The sequence below is a fragment of the Cryobacterium tagatosivorans genome, from assembly GCF_004402215.1.
Lineage (GTDB): Bacteria > Actinomycetota > Actinomycetes > Actinomycetales > Microbacteriaceae > Cryobacterium > Cryobacterium tagatosivorans.
In genome coordinates, this window is sequence record NZ_SOEZ01000011.1 from 23,741 (window position 1) to 45,078 (window position 21,338).

Annotated in this window: 18 protein-coding genes; all 18 read right to left on the bottom strand. The window is 70.8% G+C overall.

Features of this window, described 5'->3' with window-relative positions; all coding sequences use genetic code 11:
* Positions 1-2: 2 nt before the first annotated feature.
* The 18 genes from E3O23_RS02085 to metK all read right to left on the bottom strand — a co-directional run bounded on the left by E3O23_RS02085 (position 3) and on the right by metK (position 21,306).
* Positions 3-1,460 (bottom strand): glutamate synthase subunit beta, encoded by a 1,458-nt coding sequence (locus E3O23_RS02085; RefSeq protein WP_134487601.1) that lies wholly within the window; start codon positions 1,458-1,460, stop codon positions 3-5.
* Complete coding sequence (gene gltB, locus E3O23_RS02090; protein WP_134487604.1) at positions 1,453-6,030, bottom strand: glutamate synthase large subunit; 4,578 nt, start codon at positions 6,028-6,030, stop codon at positions 1,453-1,455. The genes E3O23_RS02085 and gltB overlap by 8 nt, the downstream gene beginning before the upstream one ends.
* A 112-nt stretch (positions 6,031-6,142) precedes the next feature.
* Positions 6,143-7,117, bottom strand: a complete 975-nt coding sequence (lgt, locus tag E3O23_RS02095) for a prolipoprotein diacylglyceryl transferase (protein ID WP_134487607.1) — start codon at positions 7,115-7,117, stop codon at positions 6,143-6,145.
* Between the two features lie 78 nt (positions 7,118-7,195).
* Complete coding sequence (gene trpA / locus E3O23_RS02100; RefSeq protein ID WP_134487609.1) at positions 7,196-8,014, bottom strand: tryptophan synthase subunit alpha; 819 nt, start codon at positions 8,012-8,014, stop codon at positions 7,196-7,198.
* Positions 8,011-9,222 carry a tryptophan synthase subunit beta gene (gene trpB / locus E3O23_RS02105; protein ID WP_134487612.1) on the bottom strand — a complete coding sequence of 404 codons (1,212 nt, stop codon included), beginning with the start codon at positions 9,220-9,222 and terminating at the stop codon, positions 8,011-8,013. Before trpB ends, trpA begins: the two co-directional genes overlap by 4 nt.
* Before the next feature lie 3 nt (positions 9,223-9,225).
* Positions 9,226-9,996 carry an indole-3-glycerol phosphate synthase TrpC gene (trpC, locus tag E3O23_RS02110; protein WP_134487615.1) on the bottom strand — a complete coding sequence of 257 codons (771 nt, stop codon included), beginning with the start codon at positions 9,994-9,996 and terminating at the stop codon, positions 9,226-9,228.
* 4 nt (positions 9,997-10,000) lie between these two features.
* Positions 10,001-10,228, bottom strand: coding sequence for a DUF6704 family protein (locus E3O23_RS02115; protein WP_134487618.1), 228 nt, complete (start codon positions 10,226-10,228; stop codon positions 10,001-10,003).
* 101 nt (positions 10,229-10,329) lie between these two features.
* A complete protein-coding gene (locus E3O23_RS02120; RefSeq protein ID WP_134487620.1) occupies positions 10,330-10,962 on the bottom strand; it encodes a Trp biosynthesis-associated membrane protein in 633 nt (210 codons plus the stop codon).
* Complete coding sequence (locus tag E3O23_RS02125) at positions 10,962-12,488, bottom strand: anthranilate synthase component I (RefSeq protein ID WP_134487623.1); 1,527 nt, start codon at positions 12,486-12,488, stop codon at positions 10,962-10,964. Before E3O23_RS02125 ends, E3O23_RS02120 begins: the two co-directional genes overlap by 1 nt.
* On the bottom strand, positions 12,485-12,862 hold the full coding sequence (gene hisI, locus E3O23_RS02130; RefSeq protein ID WP_134487626.1) for a phosphoribosyl-AMP cyclohydrolase: 378 nt from the start codon (positions 12,860-12,862) through the stop codon (positions 12,485-12,487). Before hisI ends, E3O23_RS02125 begins: the two co-directional genes overlap by 4 nt.
* A gap of 11 nt (positions 12,863-12,873) precedes the next feature.
* Positions 12,874-13,635, bottom strand: a complete 762-nt coding sequence (hisF, locus tag E3O23_RS02135) for an imidazole glycerol phosphate synthase subunit HisF (RefSeq protein ID WP_134487629.1) — start codon at positions 13,633-13,635, stop codon at positions 12,874-12,876.
* Between the two features lie 39 nt (positions 13,636-13,674).
* Entirely contained in the window at positions 13,675-14,514 is an 840-nt protein-coding gene (gene hisG / locus E3O23_RS02140; protein WP_134487831.1) for an ATP phosphoribosyltransferase, read from the bottom strand.
* Positions 14,515-14,600: 86 nt separating this feature from the next.
* The gene (locus tag E3O23_RS02145; protein ID WP_134487631.1) at positions 14,601-14,864 is read right to left on the bottom strand and encodes a phosphoribosyl-ATP diphosphatase; all 264 of its coding nucleotides are present in this window, start codon (positions 14,862-14,864) and stop codon (positions 14,601-14,603) included.
* A 12-nt stretch (positions 14,865-14,876) separates the two neighbouring features.
* Positions 14,877-15,545 (bottom strand): ribulose-phosphate 3-epimerase, encoded by a 669-nt coding sequence (rpe, locus tag E3O23_RS02150; RefSeq protein WP_134487634.1) that lies wholly within the window; start codon positions 15,543-15,545, stop codon positions 14,877-14,879.
* Between the two features lie 147 nt (positions 15,546-15,692).
* On the bottom strand, positions 15,693-17,105 hold the full coding sequence (locus tag E3O23_RS02155; protein ID WP_134487637.1) for an RsmB/NOP family class I SAM-dependent RNA methyltransferase: 1,413 nt from the start codon (positions 17,103-17,105) through the stop codon (positions 15,693-15,695).
* Positions 17,102-18,019: a methionyl-tRNA formyltransferase gene (gene fmt, locus E3O23_RS02160; RefSeq protein ID WP_134487640.1), complete on the bottom strand. Its 918-nt coding sequence runs from the start codon at positions 18,017-18,019 to the stop codon at positions 17,102-17,104. Before fmt ends, E3O23_RS02155 begins: the two co-directional genes overlap by 4 nt.
* Positions 18,020-20,080, bottom strand: coding sequence for a primosomal protein N' family DNA-binding protein (locus tag E3O23_RS02165; protein WP_134487643.1), 2,061 nt, complete (start codon positions 20,078-20,080; stop codon positions 18,020-18,022).
* Positions 20,081-20,112: 32 nt separating this feature from the next.
* On the bottom strand, positions 20,113-21,306 hold the full coding sequence (metK, locus tag E3O23_RS02170; protein WP_134487646.1) for a methionine adenosyltransferase: 1,194 nt from the start codon (positions 21,304-21,306) through the stop codon (positions 20,113-20,115).
* Between the last annotated feature and the right edge of the window lie 32 nt (positions 21,307-21,338).

Consider the following 21,338-nt stretch of genomic DNA (forward strand, 5'->3'; position numbering starts at 1 on the left):
AGTTAGAGGGCGAAGGGCCGGTCGGTCGGTTTGACCGGCGACGGCAGCTGGGTTTCGCCTTCGAGGAAACGGTCGACGGCCGCAGCGGCCGCGCGCCCTTCCGCGATCGCCCAGACGATGAGCGACTGGCCGCGGCCCGCGTCGCCGGCCACGAAGATGCCCTCGTGGCTTGTCTGGTAGTCCCCGTCGCGTTCCACGGCTCCGCGTTCGTCGAACGGCAGTTCGAGCTGGTGGCTCAGCTCCTGCGATTCGGGGCCGGTGAAGCCGAGCGCGAGGAGAACGAGGTCGGCGGGGATCTCCCGCTCCGTCCCGGCCTTGGGCACGCGGCGGCCGTCCATGTACTCGGTCTCGGCGACCCGGATGGCCCGGACCTCGCCGGCGTCGTTGGCCAGGAACTCGACCGTCGACGCGAGGAACTGCCTCGTGCCGCCCTCTTCATGGGCGCTCGAGACCTCGAACAGGGTCGGCGACATCGGCCACGGCTGGTGGTCGGGGCGGGCGTCGCCGGGCTGGCGGCCGATGGCCAGGTTGGTGACGGATGCCGCGAGCTGGCGGTGCGCCGTCCCGATGCAGTCCGCCCCGGTGTCGCCGCCGCCGAGCACGACGACATGCTTGCCGGCCGCGTCGATCTGCGAGTCGACGGTGTCGCCCGCGCCGACCCTGTTCTGCTGCACGAGGTATTCCATCGCGAAGTGCACGCCGGGCAGGTCGCGCCCCGGGATGGCCAGGTCGCGCGGGACGAGCGCGCCGGTGGCGATCACGACGGCGTCGTACCGGGTGCGGAGCGCATCCCAGGTGATGTCGACGCCGATGTTCACGCCGGCGCGGAACCGGGTGCCCTCCGCGGTCATCTGGGCCAGGCGGAGCTCGAGGTGCTTCTTCTCCATCTTGAAGTCCGGGATGCCGTAACGCAGCAGCCCGCCGATGCGGTCGTCGCGTTCGTAGACGGCGACCGTGTGGCCGGCGCGGGTGAGCTGCTGCGCGGCGGCCAGGCCGGCCGGCCCGGAGCCGACGACGGCGACCGTCTTGCCGGTCAGGCGACCCGGCGGCTGCGGCTGGACCCAGCCGCTGGCGAACGCCTGGTCGATGATCGACACCTCGACCTGTTTGATCGTCACCGCGGGCTGGTTGATGCTCAGCACGCAGGAGGATTCGCACGGTGCCGGGCAGAGCCGGCCGGTGAACTCGGGGAAGTTGTTGGTGGAGTGCAGGCGCTCGATCGCCTGGCGCCCCTCGTCCCGCCAGACGAGGTCGTTCCACTCCGGGATCAGGTTGCCCAGCGGGCAGCCCTGGTGGCAGAACGGCACGCCGCAGTCCATGCAGCGCCCGGCCTGGCGCTTCAGCACGGCCGCGTCACCCTGCTCGTAGACCTCTTTCCAGTCCATCAGGCGCACGGACACGGGGCGCCGCGCGGGCAGCTCCCGTTCCGTGGTCTTCAGGAAACCCTTCGGGTCAGCCATTGGTTGCCTCCAAAATGCGGTTCCAGACCACGTCGCCGTCGGGGTCGAGGCCTTCGTCCACGGCGTTTTGCCTGGTTTCCAGGACGGCCGCGTAATCGCGCGGCAGAACCTTGACGAACGTCGACATGGTGTTTTCGAGATCGGCCAGGAGCCGGACGGCCAGCTCCGAGTCGGTCTGGTCGCGGTGCTGCTCGAGCAGGTCCCGCACGATTTCCTGGTCGGCGCCGCCGAGAGGCATCAGCACGAGCTCGCCGGAGTCGAGGGCCTCACGGTTGACCATCTCGGTGCGGAGGCCGTGCACGTACGCGGTGCCGCCGGACATGCCGGCTCCGAGGTTGCGCCCGGTGCCGCCGAGGATGACCGCCAGGCCGCCGGTCATGTATTCGAGGGCGTGGTCGCCGACACCCTCGACGACCGCGGTGGCCCCGGAGTTGCGGACCAGGAAGCGCTCCCCCACGATCCCGCGGATGAACATGCTGCCCTGGGTCGCGCCGTAGCCGATGACGTTGCCGGCGATCACGTTCTCCTCGGCCGGGAACACGCTGGCCCGGTCGGGGCGGACGGTGATCTGGCCGCCGGAGAGGCCCTTGCCGACGTAGTCGTTCGAGTCGCCCTCGAGCCGGAGGGTGATGCCGCTGGGCAGGAAGGCGCCGAACGACTGGCCGGCCGAGCCGGTCAGGGTGACGTCGATGGATCCTGACGGCAGCCCGTTTTCGCCGTGCCGGAGGGTGACCTCGTGGCCGAGCATGGTGCCGACGGCCCGTTCGGTGTTGCGGATCGGCAGTTCGATCTCCACGTGGCCGCCGTGTTCGAGCACGCTCGCGCTCCGGCGGATCAGTTCGTTGTCGAAGTGCAGTTCCAGTTCGTGTTCCTGCGGCCGGCCGGACTGGCGCGGCTCGGAGTCCGGGAAGTCCGGACCGATCAGGATGGGCGCCAGATCGAGCCCGGACGCCTTCCAGTGCCGCAGCGCGCCGTTCATGTCGAGCAGCTCACGGTGGCCGACGGCCTCCTCGAGGCTGCGGAATCCGAGTTCGGCGAGGTACTCCCGCACCTCCTGCGCGATGAACTCGAAGAAGTTGACGACGTAGTCGGCCTTGCCGGTGAAGCGCTTGCGCAGTTCCGGGTTTTGCGTGGCGACGCCGACCGGGCAGGTGTCCAGGTGGCAGACCCGCATCATGATGCAGCCCTCGACCACGAGCGGGGCGGTGGCGAAACCGAACTCCTCGGCGCCGAGGAGCGCGCCGACGATGACGTCCCGGCCGGTCTTCAGCTGGCCGTCGACCTGCAGCACGACGCGATCGCGCATGCCGTTGAGCATGAGCGTCTGCTGGGTTTCGGCCAGGCCGAGTTCCCAGGGCGTGCCGGCGTGCTTGAGCGAGTTGAGCGGGCTGGCGCCGGTTCCGCCGTCGTGCCCGGAGACGAGGATCACGTCCGAGAGCGCCTTCGCGACTCCCGCCGCGACCGCGCCGATGCCGGACTGGCTGACCAGCTTGGTGTGGATGCGCGCCTTCGGGTTCGCCCGCTTGAGGTCGAAGATCAGCTGCTTGAGGTCCTCGATGGAGTAGATGTCGTGGTGCGGGGGCGGGGAGATCAGGCCGACGCCGGCGGTGGCGTGCCGGGTGCGGGCGATCCACGGGTAGACCTTGGTGGGCGGCAGCTGGCCGCCCTCGCCGGGCTTGGCGCCCTGCGCCAGCTTGATCTGGATGTCGTCGGCGTGGGTCAGGTACATGCTCGTGACGCCGAACCGACCGGAGGCCACCTGTTTCACCGCGCTGCGGCGCTCGGGGTCGAGCAGTCGATCGAGGTCCTCGCCGCCCTCGCCGGTGTTGGACTTGCCGCCCAGCCGGTTCATGGCGATGGCGAGGGTCTCGTGGGCCTCCTGCGAGATGGAGCCGTAGCTCATCGCGCCGGTGGAGAACCGCTTCACGATCGACTCGACCGACTCGACCTCGTCCAGCGGGACGGCCCGGCGCTGCCCGGTGTTCAGGGCGAACATCCCGCGCAGCGTCATCAGGTTCTCCGCCTGGTCGTCGACGAGCTTCGTGTACTCGCGGAAGATGTCGTAGCGGCGCGTGCGGGTGGAGTGCTGCAGGCGGAAGATGGTTTCCGGGTTGAAGAGGTGCGGCGAGCCGTCCCGGCGCCACTGGTATTCGCCGCCGGTGGCCAGTCGTTCGTGCGCGGTGACGGCGGCGTCCTCCGGGTAGGCCAGGGCGTGGCGGCGTTCGTTCTCGGCCGCGATGACGTCGATGCCGACGCCGCCGAGCTTGCTGGTCGTGCCGGTGAAGTACTGGTCGATGAACGCCTGGCTCAGGCCGACCGCTTCGAAGGCCTGCGCGCCGGCGTAGGAGGAGACGGTGGAGATGCCCATCTTGGACATGATCTTGAGCACGCCCTTGCCCAGCGCGGTGATCACGTTGCGCACGGCCTTCTCGGGCGTGACGGTGGTGATGAACCCGCTGCGCACGAGGTCTTCGCAGGTCTCCATCGCGAGGTACGGGTTGACCGCGGAGGCCCCGTAACCGATCAACAGCGCGATGTGGTGCACCTCGCGCACGTCGCCGGCCTCGACGACGATGCCGACCTTCATCCGGTTCTGCGCCCTGATCAGGTGGTGGTGCACACCGGCGATCATCAGCAGCGACGGAATCGGCGCGAGGTCCTTGTTCGAGTCGCGGTCGGAGAGAACGATGAAGTGGGCGCCGTCTTCGATGGCCTCGTCGACCTCGGCGCACATCTCGGCGATCCGCGCCGCCAGGGCGTCCGGGCCGTCGTCGAAGCGGTAGAGCCCGCGGATCGTCGTCGTGGTCCGGCTGCCCGGCGAGGTGTCGATGTGCTGGATCTTCGCCAGCTCGTCGTTGTCGATCACCGGGAAGTCGAGCACGACCTGCCGGGCGTGCTCCGGTCCGGCGGCCAGGAGGTTGCGCTCGGGCCCCAGCCCCAGTTTCAGGGAGGTGACGACGGCTTCGCGGATGGAGTCCAGCGGCGGGTTGGTCACCTGGGCGAACTGCTGGGTGAAGTAGTCGAAGAGCAGGCGCGGGCGTTCGCTCAGCACCGCGATGGGCGTGTCGGAGCCCATCGCGCCGAGCGGCTCGGCGCCGGTGCGCGCCATCGGCGCGAGCAGGATCCGCACCTCTTCCTCGGTGTAGCCGAAGGTGCGCTGGCGCCGAACGACGGATGCCGGCGGGTGCACGATGTGCTCCCGGTCGGGAAGGTCCTTGAGGTTGATCCGGCCCGCGTCCAGCCACTGTCCCCACGGCTCGCTGCCGGCCAGTTCCGACTTGATCTCGTCGTCCTCGATCAGCCGGCCGGCCTCGGTGTCGACGAGGAACATCTTGCCGGGGCGGAGGCGCCCCTTGCGCACGATCCGGGCCGGGTCGATGTCGAGCACGCCGATTTCGCTGGCGAGCACCACGAGGCCGTCATCGGTGATCAGGTACCGACCGGGGCGGAGCCCGTTGCGGTCGAGGGTGGCGCCGACGAGGGAGCCGTCGGTGAAGACGATCGCGGCGGGGCCGTCCCACGGTTCCATCGACATCGAGTGGTACTCGTAGAACGCCCGGCGCTCCTCGTCGAGGTCGGTCTGGTTCTCCCAGGCCTCGGGAACCATCATCATGACGGCGTGCGGCAGCGAGCGGCCGGACAGGCTGAGCAGTTCGACGACCTCGTCGAAGGAGGCGGAGTCGCTGCCCCCGGGCGTGACGATCGGCAGGAGCGGCGCGAGGTCGCCGAGCAGCTCGGACTGGAGCTGCGACTGGCGGGCGCTCATCCAGTTGCGGTTGCCCTGCACCGTGTTGATCTCGCCGTTGTGCGCGATCATCCGGAACGGCTGGGCCAGCGGCCAGGAGGGGAAGGTGTTGGTGGAGTAGCGGGAGTGCACGAGCGCGAGCTTCGAGACGAAGCGCGGGTCGGAGAGGTCAGGGTAGAACGGCTCGAGCTGCAGCGTCGTGACCATGCCCTTGTAGACGAGCGTGCGGCAGGACAGGGAGGCGAAGTAGATCTCGAGCTCGCGTTCGGCGCGTTTCCGCAGGCGCACGGCCTGGCGGTCCAGGTCGATCCCGCCGATGCTCTCGCCGGATTCGGTGGTGCGGGCGCTCTGCACGTACAGCTGCTGGATGGCGGGCATCGCCGCGCGGGCCAGGTTGCCGACCTCGTCCGGGCGCACGGGGACCTCACGCCAGCCGAGGATGGTGAGGTTCTCCTCCTGGGCGATGCGGGCGATCTCCCGCTTGATCCTGCTGCGGAGCGTCGGGTCGGTGGGCAGGAAGACGTTGCCCACCGCGTAGCGGCCGGCCGGGGGCAGGGCGAAGTCGGCGACCTCGCGCAGGAAGTCATCCGGGATTTGGGTGATGATGCCGGCGCCGTCGCCGGTTCCGGCGTCCGAGCCCACGGCTCCGCGGTGCTCGAGGTTGCGCAGGGCGTCCAGGGCCAGGGTGATGATGTCGTGTCCGGCCGTGCCGCGCAGCGTGGCGACCATCGCGAGGCCGCAGGCGTCGCGTTCTTCGGCGGGGTTGTACAGGCCCTGCGGCTCGGGCGGGCTGCCGAAGCGGGAAAAGGGTGATGTCTGGGCCATGGGACCGTCCTCACGAAATGACTGGCAAGTAGGGACGACTTTGGCCCGCTGGTAGGTGTGACTTGCACGCCGGCCCGTCATGCCGGGACCGGCCGTGGACCGCGTGGAGGGGTTACCGGGCCTGGGGAGGTGAGTCGCGTTTGCTTGTGGCGGCGACGTCACCCGATTCGATGGGTTCGCCGGCTTCGTCGCCGTGATCCTCTGAGTCAAAATCGATGTCGTCAGATTCTACATCAGCGCCCGCGCGCTTCCATTCGCGTCCCGGCACATAGACCGAGAGCGGGACGCCGGTGTGGCGGTGCCGCTGCACGAGGATGATGGCGATTCCCAGCACGACGGCGGCGATCGAGGCCCACACGTTCGTGCGCAGCCCGAGGATGAGCTCGCTCGGATCGACGCGGATGCTCTCGAAGACGCTGCGTCCAAGGCCGTACCAGATCAGGTACACGCCGAAGGCCTTGCCCCAGCGCAGGTTGATCCGGCGCTCGAGCAGGATGATGACGGCCACGCCGGCGAGGTTCCAGATGATCTCGTAGAGGAACGTGGGGTGGAACAGGGTTCCCGGCGGCAGGCCGAGCGGGTAGGCGGCGTTGGTCGATTCGATCTCGAGCCCCCACGGCAGGGTGGTCGGCAGGCCGAACAGTTCGTGGTTGAACCAGTTGCCGAGGCGGCCCATCGCCTGGGCGAGGAGCATTCCGGGGGCGACGGCGTCCAGGAACGCCCAGAAGCGGATACCGGACAGGCGGCAGCCGATGTACGCGCCGACGGCGCCGCCGATCAGCGACCCGAAGATGGCGTTGCCGCCCTTCCAGATGGCGAACACGTCCCAGAGGTTGGCGCCCTCGTAGAAGTAATCACCCGGGTGGGTGAGCACGTGGTAGATCCGGGCCCCGATGATGCCCAGCGGCACCGCCCAGAGGATGATGTCGAGCACGACGCCCGGCTCCCCGCCGCGCCTGGTGAGGCGCCGCGAGGTCAGGATGGTGGCGGCGATGATGCCGGCGAGGATGCACAGCGCGTAGGCGTGGATGCGGAACGGGCCGAGGTCGAAGAAGCTCCACTCGGGGCTCGGGATGCTCAGGGGCATAAACACTGGTGTACAGCCTTTCATCGTGGCGCATGCGTCACTCGGGGGCGGACTGGCGTCCGCCTCGGTCAATTTAGCCTAGTTGGCGGGCCGGAGGTCCCGCGTTCCTGTGGAGAGCCGCTTCGCCAGGGCGGCGACGGCGTCGACTCCCCCGTCTGCCAGCGCCTTGACCAGGGCGGAGCCCACGATCGCGCCGTCGGCGTAACCGAGGATCTCGCGCACCTGCTCCGGGGTGGAAATCCCGACTCCGACGCAGGTGCTGGTCGAACCGGCCGCGCGCAGCCGGTCGACGAGGATGCGGGCGGCAGCGTCGACGTCGGCCCTGGCCCCGGTGATCCCCATCGTGGAGACGGCGTAGACGAACCCTCGGCTCGCGGCGACGGTCTGGGCGAGCCGGGCGTCGGATGACGACGGCGCGGCCAGGAAGACCCGGTCGAGGCCGGTTCGTTCGCTGGCTGCCAGCCACTCGGACGCTTCGTCGGGGATCAGGTCGGGGGTGATCAGGCCGGCGCCGCCGGCGGCGAGCAGGTCGTCGGCGAAACGATCGACGCCGTACTGCACGACCGGGTTCCAGTAGGTCATCACGAGCACCGGCGCGTCGACCTGTGCGGTGATCGCCCTGACGGCCTCGAAGCCGTGGCGCAGCCGGAATCCGCCGGCGAGGGCCTCCTGGGTGGCGGCCTGGATGACCGGGCCGTCCATGACCGGGTCGGAGTAGGGCAGTCCGAGTTCGAGGATGTCGACGCCGTTCCGGACGATCGCCACCGCGGCGTCGATGCTCTCGGTCAGCGTCGGGAAGCCGACCGGCAGGTACCCGATCAGGGCGCCACTGCCGGCCTCCCGGCGGAGGGCGATGGTCTGCTCGACCGACCGTGTGCCGGTTCCGGCGCCGCTCATGACTGGGCCGCCCCGGCGTCGAGGAGGTCGAAGTACCGGCCGGCGGTCTCCATGTCCTTGTCACCGCGCCCGCTCAGGTTGACCAGGATGGTCGCGCCTGGGCCGAGTTCCCGGCCCAGTTCGAGCGTGCCGGCGAGGGCGTGCGCCGATTCGATGGCGGGGATGATGCCCTCCGTGCGGCTGAGCAGGCGCAGCGCGTCCATCGCCTGCGCGTCGGTGACGGGCAGGTAGGTGGCGCGGCCGATGGAGGCCAGCCAGGCGTGCTCCGGCCCGACGCCCGGGTAGTCGAGGCCCGCCGAGATGGAGTGCGACTCGACGGTCTGGCCGTCCTCGTCCTGCAGCAGGAGGCTGCGCGCCCCGTGCAGCACGCCCGGGCTGCCCTTGGTGATGGTGGCGGCGTGCCGGGGCGTGTCGACGCCGTCCCCGGCCGCTTCGTAGCCGTATAGGGCAACCTCCGCGTCGTCGAGGAACGCGTGGAAGATGCCCATGGCGTTGGAGCCGCCGCCGACGCAGGCTGTGACGGCGTCGGGCAGGCCGCCGGTGAGGTCGAGGACCTGCTGGCGGGCCTCCTCGCCGATGATCTTCTGGAAGTCGCGCACCATGGCCGGGAACGGGTGCGGCCCGGCGACCGTGCCGAAGATGTAGTTGGTGTTGCCGACGTTGGTCACCCAGTCGCGCATGGCGTCGTTGATGGCGTCCTTGAGAGTGCGGGAGCCGGACTTGACCGCGACGACCTCCGCGCCGAGGAGGCGCATCCGGGCCACGTTCAGGGCCTGCCGTTCGGTGTCGACCTCGCCCATGTAGACGACGCAGTCGAGGCCGAACAGGGCGGCGGCGGTGGCCGTGGCCACGCCGTGCTGGCCGGCGCCGGTTTCCGCGATCACCCGGGTCTTGCCGATCCGCTTCGTGAGCAGGGCCTGGCCGAGCACGTTGTTGATCTTGTGCGACCCGGTGTGGTTGAGGTCTTCCCGCTTGAGGATGATGCGGGCGCCGCCGGCGTGGGCGGCGAAGCGCGGCACCTCGGTGATGATCGACGGCCGGCCGGTGTAGCTGCGGTGCAGTTCGGCCAGCTCCGCGGCGAACGCCGGGTCTTCGCGGGCGAGGGCGTATTCGGCGCTGAGCTCGTCGAGCGCGGCCATGAGCGACTCGGGCACCCAGCGGCCGCCGAACTCGCCGAAGTAGGGGCCGGATTCTGTGCGTAAGGACATGTATTAAACCGCCAGGAACTCGGTGAGGGTACGGATGGGGTCGCTCGTGACGAGCGCTTCGCCGACGAGGACGACGTCGGCGCCGGCCGCGCGGTAGTGGGCGACATCCGCCGCGGTCTTCACGGCGGATTCGGCGACGCGGACCACGCCGGACGGGATGCGGTCGGCGAGGGTGCCGAACAGGTCCTGGTCGAGTTCGAAGGTCGACAGGTTTCGGGCGTTCACCCCGACGAGGCTCGCGCCGATGTCCAGCGCCCGGTGCACCTCGTCGGCGCTGTGCGTTTCGACCAGGGCGGTCATGCCGAGTTCGCGAACGAGGTCGTGCAGGGACTGGAGGGTGCCCTGGTCCAGGGCGGCGACGATCAGCAGGACGAGGTCGGCACCGGCGGCCCTGGCCTCGAAGACCTGGTACGGGTCACCGATGAAGTCCTTGCGAAGGACCGGGATGCTCACGGCGGCCCGCACCTGCTCGAGGTCGTCCAGCGACCCCTTGAATCGCCGGCCTTCGGTGAGGACGCTGATCGCGCTGGCCCCGCCGAACTCGTACGACACGGCGAGGGCGGCCGGATCGGGGATCTCGGCGAGCTGGCCCCTGGAGGGGCTGGCACGCTTCACCTCGGCGATGATCTTGACGCGGTCGGCCGGCGCGAGGGCGGCGAGGGCGTCTATCGCCGGGGCGCGGGCGAGGGCCGCTGCCTCGACCTCGACGGACGGACGGACGGCCCGGCGCGCTTCGGCGTCGGCGACGGCACCTGCCAGGAGCTCGGTCAGCACTCGGTCAATGACTCTCGGAGGCGGATTTGGAGCCGCCGACGCCGTGGCCGACCTTCGCCATGATCCAACCCACGGCGGCGCCGACGAGCAGGAGCGCGACCGAGGCCCAGACGAGCCACTCCAGCTCGAGGAAGAACGCGACGGTCCCGATGGTGAAGGCGAGCAGCATGATCGTGACAGCGGTCCACGCCGCCGTCGAATGGCCGTGACCGGGGTCCGACTCGAAGCTCATGGTTCTCCTCTTATGCGTTCGTGGTGGGGTGGTGACACTCGCGCGGATGGTGCTGCGCTTCCGGCTAAAACAAGTCTAGCGGCCCGGCGGATGCCGGGTGGTCAGTGCGACTGCCCGGTGGTCGGGTCGTCCCCGCGGCTCAGTTCGTCCCAGTCGTCGACGGCGTCCCGGGGCGGCGCCTCGCCGGTACCGTCGGTGCCGGCGGCACGCACGGGCTCGAGGCGGACGCTCTGGTAGCGCGTCGTCGGGCCGGGCCAGCGCCTCGCCGTGGCGACGATTCCCGCGCCGAGCAGGGCCATGAGGACCCCCGCGGCCAGGGCGACGAACGGCCAGGCGGTCACGCTCGGATCGACGAGTGCGACCGCGATCGATTCCCTGCCGGAGATCCCGGTGGCATCCGTGACCGCCGCGGCGGCGGCCCTGGCGGGGTCGCTGACGGCGAGGAAGCCGCCGAGGAAGACGGAGAGGCCGAGGAGGACCTCGAGCAGGCCCAGGACCACCCGGATGACCGGGCCGGCGATGGTCAGCGCGGCGCCGAGGGCTAGGCCGGCCAGCGCGAGTGCCGTCAGCGCCGGCGAGGCGGTCGACCCGGTTACCTCGAGGTGTTCCCGGGCGGAGCCGCTCGCCTGGACGTCGGCCTGGATCCAGACCTGGGTCCAGGCGAGGAGAGCGAGCCCGCTGGCCGCGAGCACGCCGAGGATGAGCCCGAGTTTCAGGCGCCGGCCGCTGGGCATCAGGAGACCCGCGTCATCGCGTTGGCCACGGCGACCGCGCGGAGCGGCGCGGCGGCCTTGTTCTGCGACTCCTGGTACTCGGACGCCGGGTCCGAGTCGGCGACGAGGCCGCCGCCGGCCTGCACCCGGGCCACCCCGTCCATGATCAGGGCGGTGCGGATGGCGATGGCCAGGTCGGCGTCGCCGGCGAAGCCGAAATAGCCGACCACTCCCCCGTAGACGCCGCGCTGGGCGGGTTCGAGCGAGTCGATGATTTCCAGCGCGCGCGGCTTGGGGGCGCCGGAGAGCGTGCCGGCCGGGAACGTCGCCCGGAAGACATCCAGGGCCGTCTTCGTCGGCAGCAGGTTGCCCTCGACCGACGACACGAGGTGCATGATGTGGCTGAAGCGCTCGACCCGCATGAACTCGGTCACCTCGACCGACCCGGGGGCGCAGACCTTGAGCAGGTCGTTCCGGGCGAGGTCGACGAGCATGAGGTGTTCGGCGCCCTCCTTCGCGTCGGCGGCGAGTTCGGCCTCGAGGTCGGCGTCCTCCTCCGGCGTGGCGCCGCGCGGCTTCGAGCCCGCGATCGGGTGCGTGAACACGCGGTCGTTCTGCACCTTCACGAGCGCCTCCGGCGAGGAGCCGACGATCCAATAGGGCTCGCCGGCGGGCGAGAGCAGGCTGAGCAGGTACATGTAGGGGCTCGGGTTGAGGCTGCGCAGCACCCGGTACACGTCGATCGGATGCGCGCTGCACTCCTGGTCGAACCGCTGCGAGATGACGACCTGGAAGACGTCGCCGTCCCGGATGTGCTGCTTGGCCGTCTCGACGGAGGCGAGGAAGTCGGCCCGTTCCGTGCGGTGCGTCGGGTTGGGCAGGGTGGTCAGGTCGACCTCGGCGAGCCAGGCCTCGGCCGGCTGGGCCAGGCGGGCCTGCAGCGAGTCGAGGCGGTCCTGCGCGCCGGCCCACAGTTCGGTGCCGGTCTCCTGGCCGTCGTTCAGCACGTTGGCGATCAGCTGGACCGTGCCGAACTTGTGGTCGATCACGACGAGGTCGGCGACGAAGCTGAACGCCTGGCCGGGCACCTCATAGTCGGCCGGGGGCTGGTCGGGCAGCCTTTCGATCTGCCGGATGGCTTCCCAGCCGATGAAACCGACGAGGCCGCCGGTGAGCGGCGGGTGGTCCGGCAGCCGCGGGGTCTGCCACCGTTCGTAGAGGTGCGCCAGGGCCGCCAGCGGGCCGAGGCCGGCCGCGTCGCCGAGGGCGCGTTCCTCCGACAGGCCGTAGTCGAGCCAGTGCGATTCCTCGCCTTGCTGCGTGAGCACGCCGAACGAGGACACCCCGACGAAGGAGAACCGCGACCAGATGCCGCCCTGCTCCGCCGATTCGAGCAGGAAGCTGCCCGGCCGGCCGTCGGCCAGCTTGCGGAAGATCCCCACGGGCGTCTCCCCGTCGGCGAACAGCTCGCGCATGACCGGGATCACCCGGTGGTCGGCGGTGAGCTCGGCGAACCGGACGAGGGTGGTGGTGCCGCTGGAACTCATTCCGTAGACCCCGGGGCGGCGTCTCCGGGCGACGCGACGAGTACGTCGAGGCCGCGTCCGTCGAAGCAGGTGCGCGTGCCGGTGTGGCAGGCGACGCCGATCTGTTCGACCGTGACGAGGAGGGTGTCCGCGTCGCAGTCGAGGGCGGCCGAGCGCACGTACTGCGCGTGGCCGGAGGTGTCGCCCTTGCGCCAGTACTCCTGGCGGCTGCGGGACCAGAACGTGACCCGGCCCTCGGTGAGCGTGCGCCGGAGCGCCTCCCGGTCCATCCAGCCGAGCATGAGCACCTCGCGCGTGTCCCACTGCTGGATCACGGCCGGCAGCAGGCCGTCGGTGTTGAAGACGGCCTTCTCGAGGCCGGCCTCTGCGGTCATCAGCGGGCTCATCAGCGCACCAGCATTCCGGCGTCCGCGAGCTCGCGCTTCACGTCGCCTATCGTCAGTTCGCCACTGTGGAAGACGGAGGCCGCGAGCACGGCGTCCGCCCCGGCCGTGATGGCGGGCGGGAAGTGTTCGAGCCGGCCGGCCCCGCCGGAGGCGATGAGCGGAACGGTGCTCAGCTCACGCATGAGGGTGATCAGTTCCAGGTCGAAGCCCTGCCGGGTGCCGTCGGCGTCCATCGAGTTGACGAGCAGTTCGCCGGCGCCGAGGCCGATGGCGGTGCGGGCCCAGGCCAGGGCATCCAGATCGGTCTCGGTGCGGCCGCCGTGGGTCGTGACGACGAAGCCGGACTCGGTGCGCTCGCTGCGTTTCACGTCGAGCGAGAGCACGAGCACCTGGGAGCCGAACCGGTCGGCGATTTCGGCGATCAGCGCGGGGCGGGCGATTGCGGCGCTGTTGATGCCGACCTTGTCGGCCCCGTTCGCCTGCAGCCGGGACACGTCTTCGACGCTGCGGATGCCGCCGCCGACCGTCAGCGGGATGAACACCTGCTCGGCCGTGGCGCGCACGACGTCGTAGGTGGTCGACCGGTTGTCGACGGTCGCGGTGACGTCGAGGAAGGTGAGCTCGTCGGCGCCCTGCTCGTAGTACCGGCGGGCAAGCTCGACCGGGTCGCCGGCATCCCGCAGGTTCTGGAAATTGACGCCCTTGACGACGCGGCCGTTGGCCACGTCGAGGCAGGGGATGACACGGACCGACAGGGTCATGGTTTGGGCTCCACAGTCATATTCTCCACCGGAACCCCGTTACAGGCGGGCGTTGTGGATGGTGGTGACGAGGATGGCCCTGGCGCCGAGCGCGTACAGCTCGTCCATCACGTGGTTGGTGTCGACCCGCGGGATCATCACGCGCACGGCGACCCAGTCCGGGTCGCGGAGCGAGGAGACCGTCGGCGACTCGATGCCGGTGGCGAGCTGGCAGGCCGCGTCCAGCTTGTCGACGGGGACGTCGTAGTCGACGAGCACGTACTGGCGGGCCACGAGCACGCCCTGCAGCCGGCGGAGCAGGGTCTCGATGCCCGGCTTCTCGTTTTCGGAACTGATCAGGACGGCGGTGGATTCGAGGATGACCGGGCCGAAGATCTCGAGGCCGGCCTTGCGCAGGGTCGACCCGGTGGAGACGACGTCGGCGACGGCATCCGCGACGCCCAGCTGCACGGCGGACTCGACGGCGCCGTCGAGGGTGACCAGATCGACGCTGACGTCGTGGGTGGCCAGGAACTTCTCGACCAGGCCCGGGTAGCTCGTGGCGACGCGGAGGCCGGTCATATCGGAGAGCTGCCGGAACCGGCCGGCTGGGCCGGCGAAGCGGAAGGTGGAATCGCCGAAGTCGAGGCTGGCGATCTCGCGTGCCGGGGAGTGCGAGTCGAGCAGGAGGTCCCGGCCGGTGATGCCGACGTCGAGGGCGCCCGAGCCGACGTAGGTGGCGATGTCGCGCGGGCGGAGGTAGAAGAACTCGACCCCGTTGCGCGGGTCGGCGACGACGAGGTCGCGGGGGTCGCGGCGCCCGTTGTAGCCGGCCTCGAGGAGCATTTGGGCGGCGGTTTCGGACAACGAGCCCTTGTTGGGCACGGCAATTCTCAGCATGGTTGCACTCTCTTTGCGCAGTTCAGCGGCGGGGTGGGTCGACGTCGTCATCGAGGTGGCGGGGATCAGCGTCACGGCTGTCGATGTCACAGATGTCGGTAGACGTCGGCCGGGGAGAGACCCTTGGCCAGCATGAGCACTTGCAGGTGGTAGAGCAGCTGCGAGATTTCTTCGGCGGTTTCGTCGTCGCTCTGGAATTCGGCCGCCATCCAGACTTCGGCCGCTTCCTCGACGATCTTCTTGCCAATGGCATGGACGCCGGCATCCAGCTCACGCACCGTCCCAGAACCCTCGGGCCTGGTCAGTGCCTTGTCGCTCAGCTCAGCGAAGAGGTCGTCGAAAGTCTTCACCCTTACAGGTTACTAGTGCGCGTGGGTGTGTTCGTCCGCCGCGGCCCGGAGGCGGGCGATCTGTTCGGCCGGGTCCGCGGCGTTGAAGACGCTGGAGCCGGCCACGAAGGTGTTGGCGCCGGCCTCGGCGGCGATCACGATGGTCTCCTCGGTGATCCCGCCGTCGACCTGCAGCCAGACGTCCAGGCCGCTGGAGCGCACGGCATCCGCGAGCCGGCCGAGCTTGGGCATCGTCGAGGCCATGAAGCTTTGGCCGCCGAAGCCCGGTTCGACGGTCATCACCAGCACCTGGTCGAATTCGGGCAGCAGCTCGAGGTACGGCTCCACGTCCGTCCCCGGCTTCAGGGCGATCCCGGCGCGGGCGCCGATCGAGCGCAGGCGCCGGGCGAGGGCGACCGGGTCGGTGCTCGCTTCGGCGTGGAAGGTCACCGAGAAGGCGCCGGCCTCCGCGTAGCCCGGCGCCCAGCGCTCGGGGTCCTCGATCATCAGGTGCACGTCGAACGGGAGCGGCGACACCTGCAGCAGCCGCTCGACCACGGGCGGGCCGAACGTGAGGTTCGGCACGAAATGGTTGTCCATGATGTCCACATGCACAAGGTCGGCGGACGCGATGCGCCCGAGTTCCCGTTCGAGGTTGGCGAAGTCGGCGGCGAGAATGCTCGGATTGATCCGTGTCGGCATGCCTAAACCCTATCCACCCATCCCCCGATCCCCATCCACCCACGCTCCCCCCTCGCCGAACCGTGAGTTCGGCACCTTCGCGGCGCTCGGGAAGGTGCCAAACTCACGGTTCGGCGGAGGACGGCGGGTCGGCTCTGGCGGGTCGGCTCAGGCGGTGCGCTCCAGCAGGGTGATGAACATCGCGTCGGTCCCGTGCCGGTGCGGCCAGAGCTGCACGCTCGTCGCGTCGCCGGCGAGGTCGAGCGGCGAACGGCTCAGGCCCTGCACGACGGCGGCCGTATCGAGCGCCCTGACCGTGCCCGCTGACTTCTTCAGGGCGGTCGCCACGATCCCGCGGGTCTCGGCGGTGTGCGGCGAGCAGGTCACGTAGGCGAGGACGCCGCCCGGCTTCAGCGCGCCGAGCGCAGCCTCGATCAGGCCCGACTGCAGGTCGGAGAGCTCGGCGACGTCCCTGGGCTGCTTGCGCCAGCGGGCTTCGGGCCGGCGCCGCAGGGCGCCGAGGCCCGTGCAGGGCGCGTCGAGGAGGATGCGGTCGAAGGTTTCCGGGTGCGTCTGGGCGAACGCCGTGCCGTCCTGCTCCCAGACGGGCACGCTCGCCGGCACCGCCTTCAGGGCCTTCCGGACCAGGGTCGCCCTGGCCGGGACCAGCTCGTTGGCGACAAGTTCGGCGCCCCCGGCGATCGCCTCGGCCGCCAGCAGGGCCGCCTTGCCGCCGGGGCCGGCGCAGAGGTCGAGCCAGCGCTCGCCCGGCCGCACCGGGCGTGCCCGGCTGAGGGCGAGGGCGGCCAGTTGGGAGCCCTCGTCCTGTACCCGGATGCGGCCGTCGTGGTCGTTCATGATGTGGACGGGGTCTCCCCCGGCCAGCACGAAGCCGGTCGGCGAGTAGTCGTCGGGGCGGCCGAGTCCCTCGGTCTCCTCCGCCGTTGTCAGGCCGGGCAGCGCCACCATGTTCACCCGCGGCGGCGCGTTGTCGGCGTCCAGCAGTTCCTCGAGCTCGGACTCCCGGCCCTCGGCCTTCAGCGACTGCCGGAACGCGCGGACCACCCAGGCCGGGTGTGAGTACTCGGCGGCCAGGCGGTCATCCGTGCTCGTCGCCTGGGCGAGGATGCGTTCGCGCCATTCTTCGACGCTGGTGCGGGAGATGGTGCGCAGCACGCCGTTGCAGAAGCCGGTCGCGGCGCGGGATCCGACCTGGCGGGCCTGCTCGACGGACTCGTTGACGGCGGCGTGGGTGGCGACCCGGGTGGCGAGGAGCTGGTGTGCGCCGAGGCGGAGCACGTCGAGGATGGCCGGGTCGATCGCGGTGACGGGCCGGCCGGCGGCCTCGGCGATCACCCGGTCGTAGAAGCCCTGCATGCGCAGGGTTCCGTAGGTCAACTCGGTGGCCAGCGCCGCATCGGCGGTGTTCAGCGCCGCCCGCTTGATCCGGGTCGGCAGCAGCAGGTTGGCGTAGGCGTCGGACTCGCGCACCGCGGCGATGACCTCGTAGGCCACACGCCGGGCGGGCTGCACGAACCCGGCCTGCGCCCGAGGGCGCTCGGGGCGGCGGTCCTCGCTCATGAGGCGACCACCTCGTTCGCCGCCACGCCACGCCACCAGTCGATTGCCTTCATTGCCGTCTTTCCCGCCGGCTGCACGGTGATGAGCTCGATCGGCTCCGTCCCCGTTCCCACCAGCACGTGCTTGTCGATCTCGCGAATCACGCCGGCCGTTTGCGGCGGGGCGCCGTAGCCGGGCGCGACCGCGAGGAGTTTCAGCCGAGCGTCGTTCACGACGGTGAACGCACCAGGCTCCGGTGTCACCCCGCGCACGCGGTTGTACACCGCGGTCGCCGGAGCCGACCAGTCGATGTGCGCGTCCTCGAGGGTCAGTTTGGGGGCGAGGGTGACCTCGCCGTGCTGCTTGCTCGCCGACGCGGTTCCGGCGGCGAGCTCGTCCACGACGCCCAGCAGCAGCCGGGCGCCGCTGAAGCTCAGGGACTCGAGCAGGCTTCCGGATGTCGCGTGGCGGCCGATCTGCTCGGTCAGCGTCCCGAAAACGGGCCCGGCGTCGAGCTCCCGCACGAGCTGGAAAACGACGGCGCCGGTTGTCTCGTCCCCGGCCATCAGGGCGCGTTGCACGGGGGCGGCCCCGCGCCAGCGCGGCAGCAGGGAGAAGTGCAGGTTGATCCAGCCGAGACGGGGCACCGACAAAAGCGGTTCTCGCACCAGGCCGCCGTAGGCCACGATCACGCCGAGGTCGGGCCGGAGGGCCGTGATTTCGGCGGTGGCGGCGTCGCCCAGCCGGTTGGCCTTGATCAGCGGGATGCCGAGGGCTGCGGCGGCGACGGCGGTCGGCGAAGGGGTGAGCACGCGTTTGCGGCCGAGCGGGGCATCCTCTCGCGTGATCACGGCGGCGACCTCGTGCCCGGAGTCGGCCAGGGCGGTCAGGCTGGGGACGGCGACCTGCGGGGTGCCCGCAAAGACGAGTTTCATTTAGAGCAGCTCCGGGTCGTCGAATCGTACTCTGAGTGTAGGCGCAGCCCGGAAGGCCGCGCCCTTCGGCCGGCGTCGCCTCGCGGCATTCCGCACCACCTGGGCCTTGAGCGCCGCGGCCACCTGGTCGCCGCTGCCGTAGGCGAAGCGCACGACCGCGCGCACCAGCGGCGCCTCCATGCCGACCGGACCGAGCACGTCGACGTGCGGGATCTCGGCCAGGTCGGCCAGGGCGGCCTCCACGTCGGCCTCGGTTCCGCTGACCGAGGCGACCCGGACCGCCGGCGGGAACCGGAGCTGCCGGCGGTCGGCCAGTTCGGCGGCGGCGAAGGATTCCGGCTGCCACGTGCTCATGGCCCGGGCGAGCGTTCCGCCGACCTCGGCGAGCATCACGGCGGCGCCGGGCGCGGCGAGGGCGGCGGCATTGCACCACCAGCGCAGGCAGTCTTCGCCGACCCGGAGGGACTCGCGGCCGAGCATCCGTTGGCCGTCGAGCAGCAGGATCGCCCGGTAGCCCCCGGCGGCGATCGGCTCCGCCCCCCTGGTCGCGATCACCAACGCCGGTTCGGCGCCGACCTGCTGGATGGGGTGGTCGCCGTCGGCGATGATGATCCGCACGCCGGGAAAGGCCCGGCCGAGGTCCTCGGCGGTTCGGCCGGCGCCGACCGTGGCGACCCGGAAGGTCCGGCCCGCACAGTGCACGCAGCTCCAGTCCGCGGCGAGGGCGCCGCACCAGCGGCAGGACGGGGTCCCGCCGGCGGAGGCGAGGCCGAGCGGACCCTGGCACCGCGTGCACCTGGCCGCCTTCTTGCAGCCCTGGCAGGCGAGCATGGGGGCGTAGCCGGGGCTGGCGACCTGGACGAGCACGGGGCCCGCCTTCAGGGCCTGCCTGGCCGTGTGCCAGGCCGCGGACGGGACACGCGCGGCCCGCGCGAACTGGTCGTCGGCTGCCTGGAACTCGGTCGGGGTGACCTCGGGGTGCCGGCTCGTCGCCGGGTGCACCTCGGCCAGCCAGCCCAGTTCGACCAGGCGCTGGACCTCGACACTGCGCGAGTGGCCGAGCAGGACGAGGGCGCAGCCGGACTGCTCCTGCCGCACGAGGGCGGCGTCCCGGGAGTGCGCGTACGGGCTGAGCGGCTCGGAGTGCAGCGGGTCGCCGTCGTCCCAGAGCGCCAGGAGCCCCAGGTCGGCCGCCGGCGCGTACGCGGCGGAGCGGTTACCGAGGATGATCCGCGGCTCGGGGCCGAGGCAGGCCAGGAAGCTGCGGTAGCGGTCGGGGTTCGGCTGGCGGGCATCCACCCGGCTGACCGAGCCCGCCGGGGCGAGCACGTCGAGGGCAGCCTGCACCTGGTCCTGGTCGCGGTAGTCCGGCACGACCAGGATGGCGGTCCGCCCGGCCTCGAGCGTCTCGACGGCCAGTTCGGCCAGGGTCTTCGCCCAGTGCCCGATCGACGGGCCGGCCGGCAGCGCGACCGGGAACGGCACGGCGGCCATCGCGAGGCGGCGGCGCTTCGCGATGGCGTCTTCGAGCACCCCGGCGCCGTATTCGGAGAAGCGCGCCTCGGACAAGCCAGGCGTGGGTACCGCGGGTTCGTCCTGCCGCGGGTTCGCCTGCGCCTGGTTCGCCTGCGCCTGGATCGCCGGTTCCGCCGCCTGCGCCGCCAGCCACGCCTTCTCCACCCGCACCTGCCGCGGAGGACAGGCCAGGCGGATGACGTCGCTCGCGTTCCCCGCGGAGCGGTCGGCGATCCGCCGGGCGAGCTTCCAGACCTCGGGCGTGAGCACCCGGGCCGGGGACACGACCGCCTCGATGGGGCTGAGGGTGCCGTGGAACTCCGCGTCGGCGTGGCCGGCGTCGGTCAGGCCCGGCAACGCCGCGTCGACGAGCTCGACCAGGTAGCCGTCGACCACCCGGCCGGACGACCGGAACGGCACCCTGACCCGCACCCCGGGCGCGGCGTCCGCGGCCAGTTCGGCCGGGACGCTGTAGTCGAAGAGATGGTCGAGCTGCGGCAGCGGTGAGTCGATGAGCACCCGTGCCACGAGGCCCGGGCGCGTCATCGTGCTCCCCTGAGCATCCCGGCCCTGGTCGGTCAGAGTCCGGCTGCGCTTCTCAGGTCCTCGACGCGGTCGAGCCTCTCCCAGGTGAAGTCGGGCAGTTCCCGGCCGAAATGGCCGTAGGTCGCCGTCTGGGCGTAGATCGGCCGGAGCAGGTCGAGCGAGGCGATGATGGCGCCGGGGCGCAGGTCGAACACCTCGCGGATGGCGGCCGTGATGTCCTTGTCGGGCAGGGTGCCGGTGCCGAACGTCTCGACGTACAGGCCGACGGGCGAGGCCTTGCCGATCGCGTAGGCGACCTGGATTTCCAGGCGCTCGGCCAGGCCGGCGGCGACGGCGTTCTTGGCAACCCAGCGCATGGCGTAGGCGGCGGAGCGGTCGACCTTCGACGGGTCCTTGCCGCTGAACGCTCCCCCGCCGTGGCGGCTCGAGCCGCCGTAGGTGTCGATGATGATCTTGCGCCCGGTCAGTCCGGCGTCGCCCTGCGGCCCGCCGATTTCGAACCGGCCGGTCGGGTTGATCAGGGTGGTGAGGTCGGAGGAGTCGAGTTCGACGCGGGCCAGCACGGGCCGGATGACGAGTTCCTCGACCTCGGCGCGCAGCACCTCGGTCGACACGGACGGGGAATGCTGGGTGGAGAGCACCACGGTCTCGACCGTGCGCGGGATGATGCCGTCGTAGCCGATCGTGACCTGGGTCTTGCCGTCGGGACGCAGGTAGTCCAGCTCGCCGGACTTGCGCACGGCCGCCAGCTGCTCGGCGAGGCGGTGGGCGATCCAGATCGGGATCGGCATCAGCTCGGGCGTTTCCCGGGTGGCGTAGCCGAACATGATCCCCTGGTCGCCGGCGCCCTGGCGGTCGAACGCGTCGAGGCTGGACTGTTCGCGCCGTTCGAAGGCCTCGTCAACGCCCTGGGCGATGTCCGGGGACTGCCCGCCGATGGAAATCTCCACCCCGCAGGACCGCCCGTCGAACCAGACGTCGGACGAGTCGTAGCCGATCTCGGTGATGCACTTGCGCACGATCGACGGGATCTCGACGTAGGCCTCCGTCGTCACCTCGCCGGCGACGTGCACGAGCCCGGTCGTGACCAGGGTTTCCACGGCGACGCGGCTCTGCGGGTCCTCGGCGAGCAACGCGTCGAGGATGCTGTCGGAGATCTGGTCGCAGATCTTATCCGGGTGGCCCTCGGTGACCGACTCGGAGGTGAAGAGGCGAAGATCGCTCATCGGGCCCGTCTCTGTTTCAGGAGAGCCGTGCT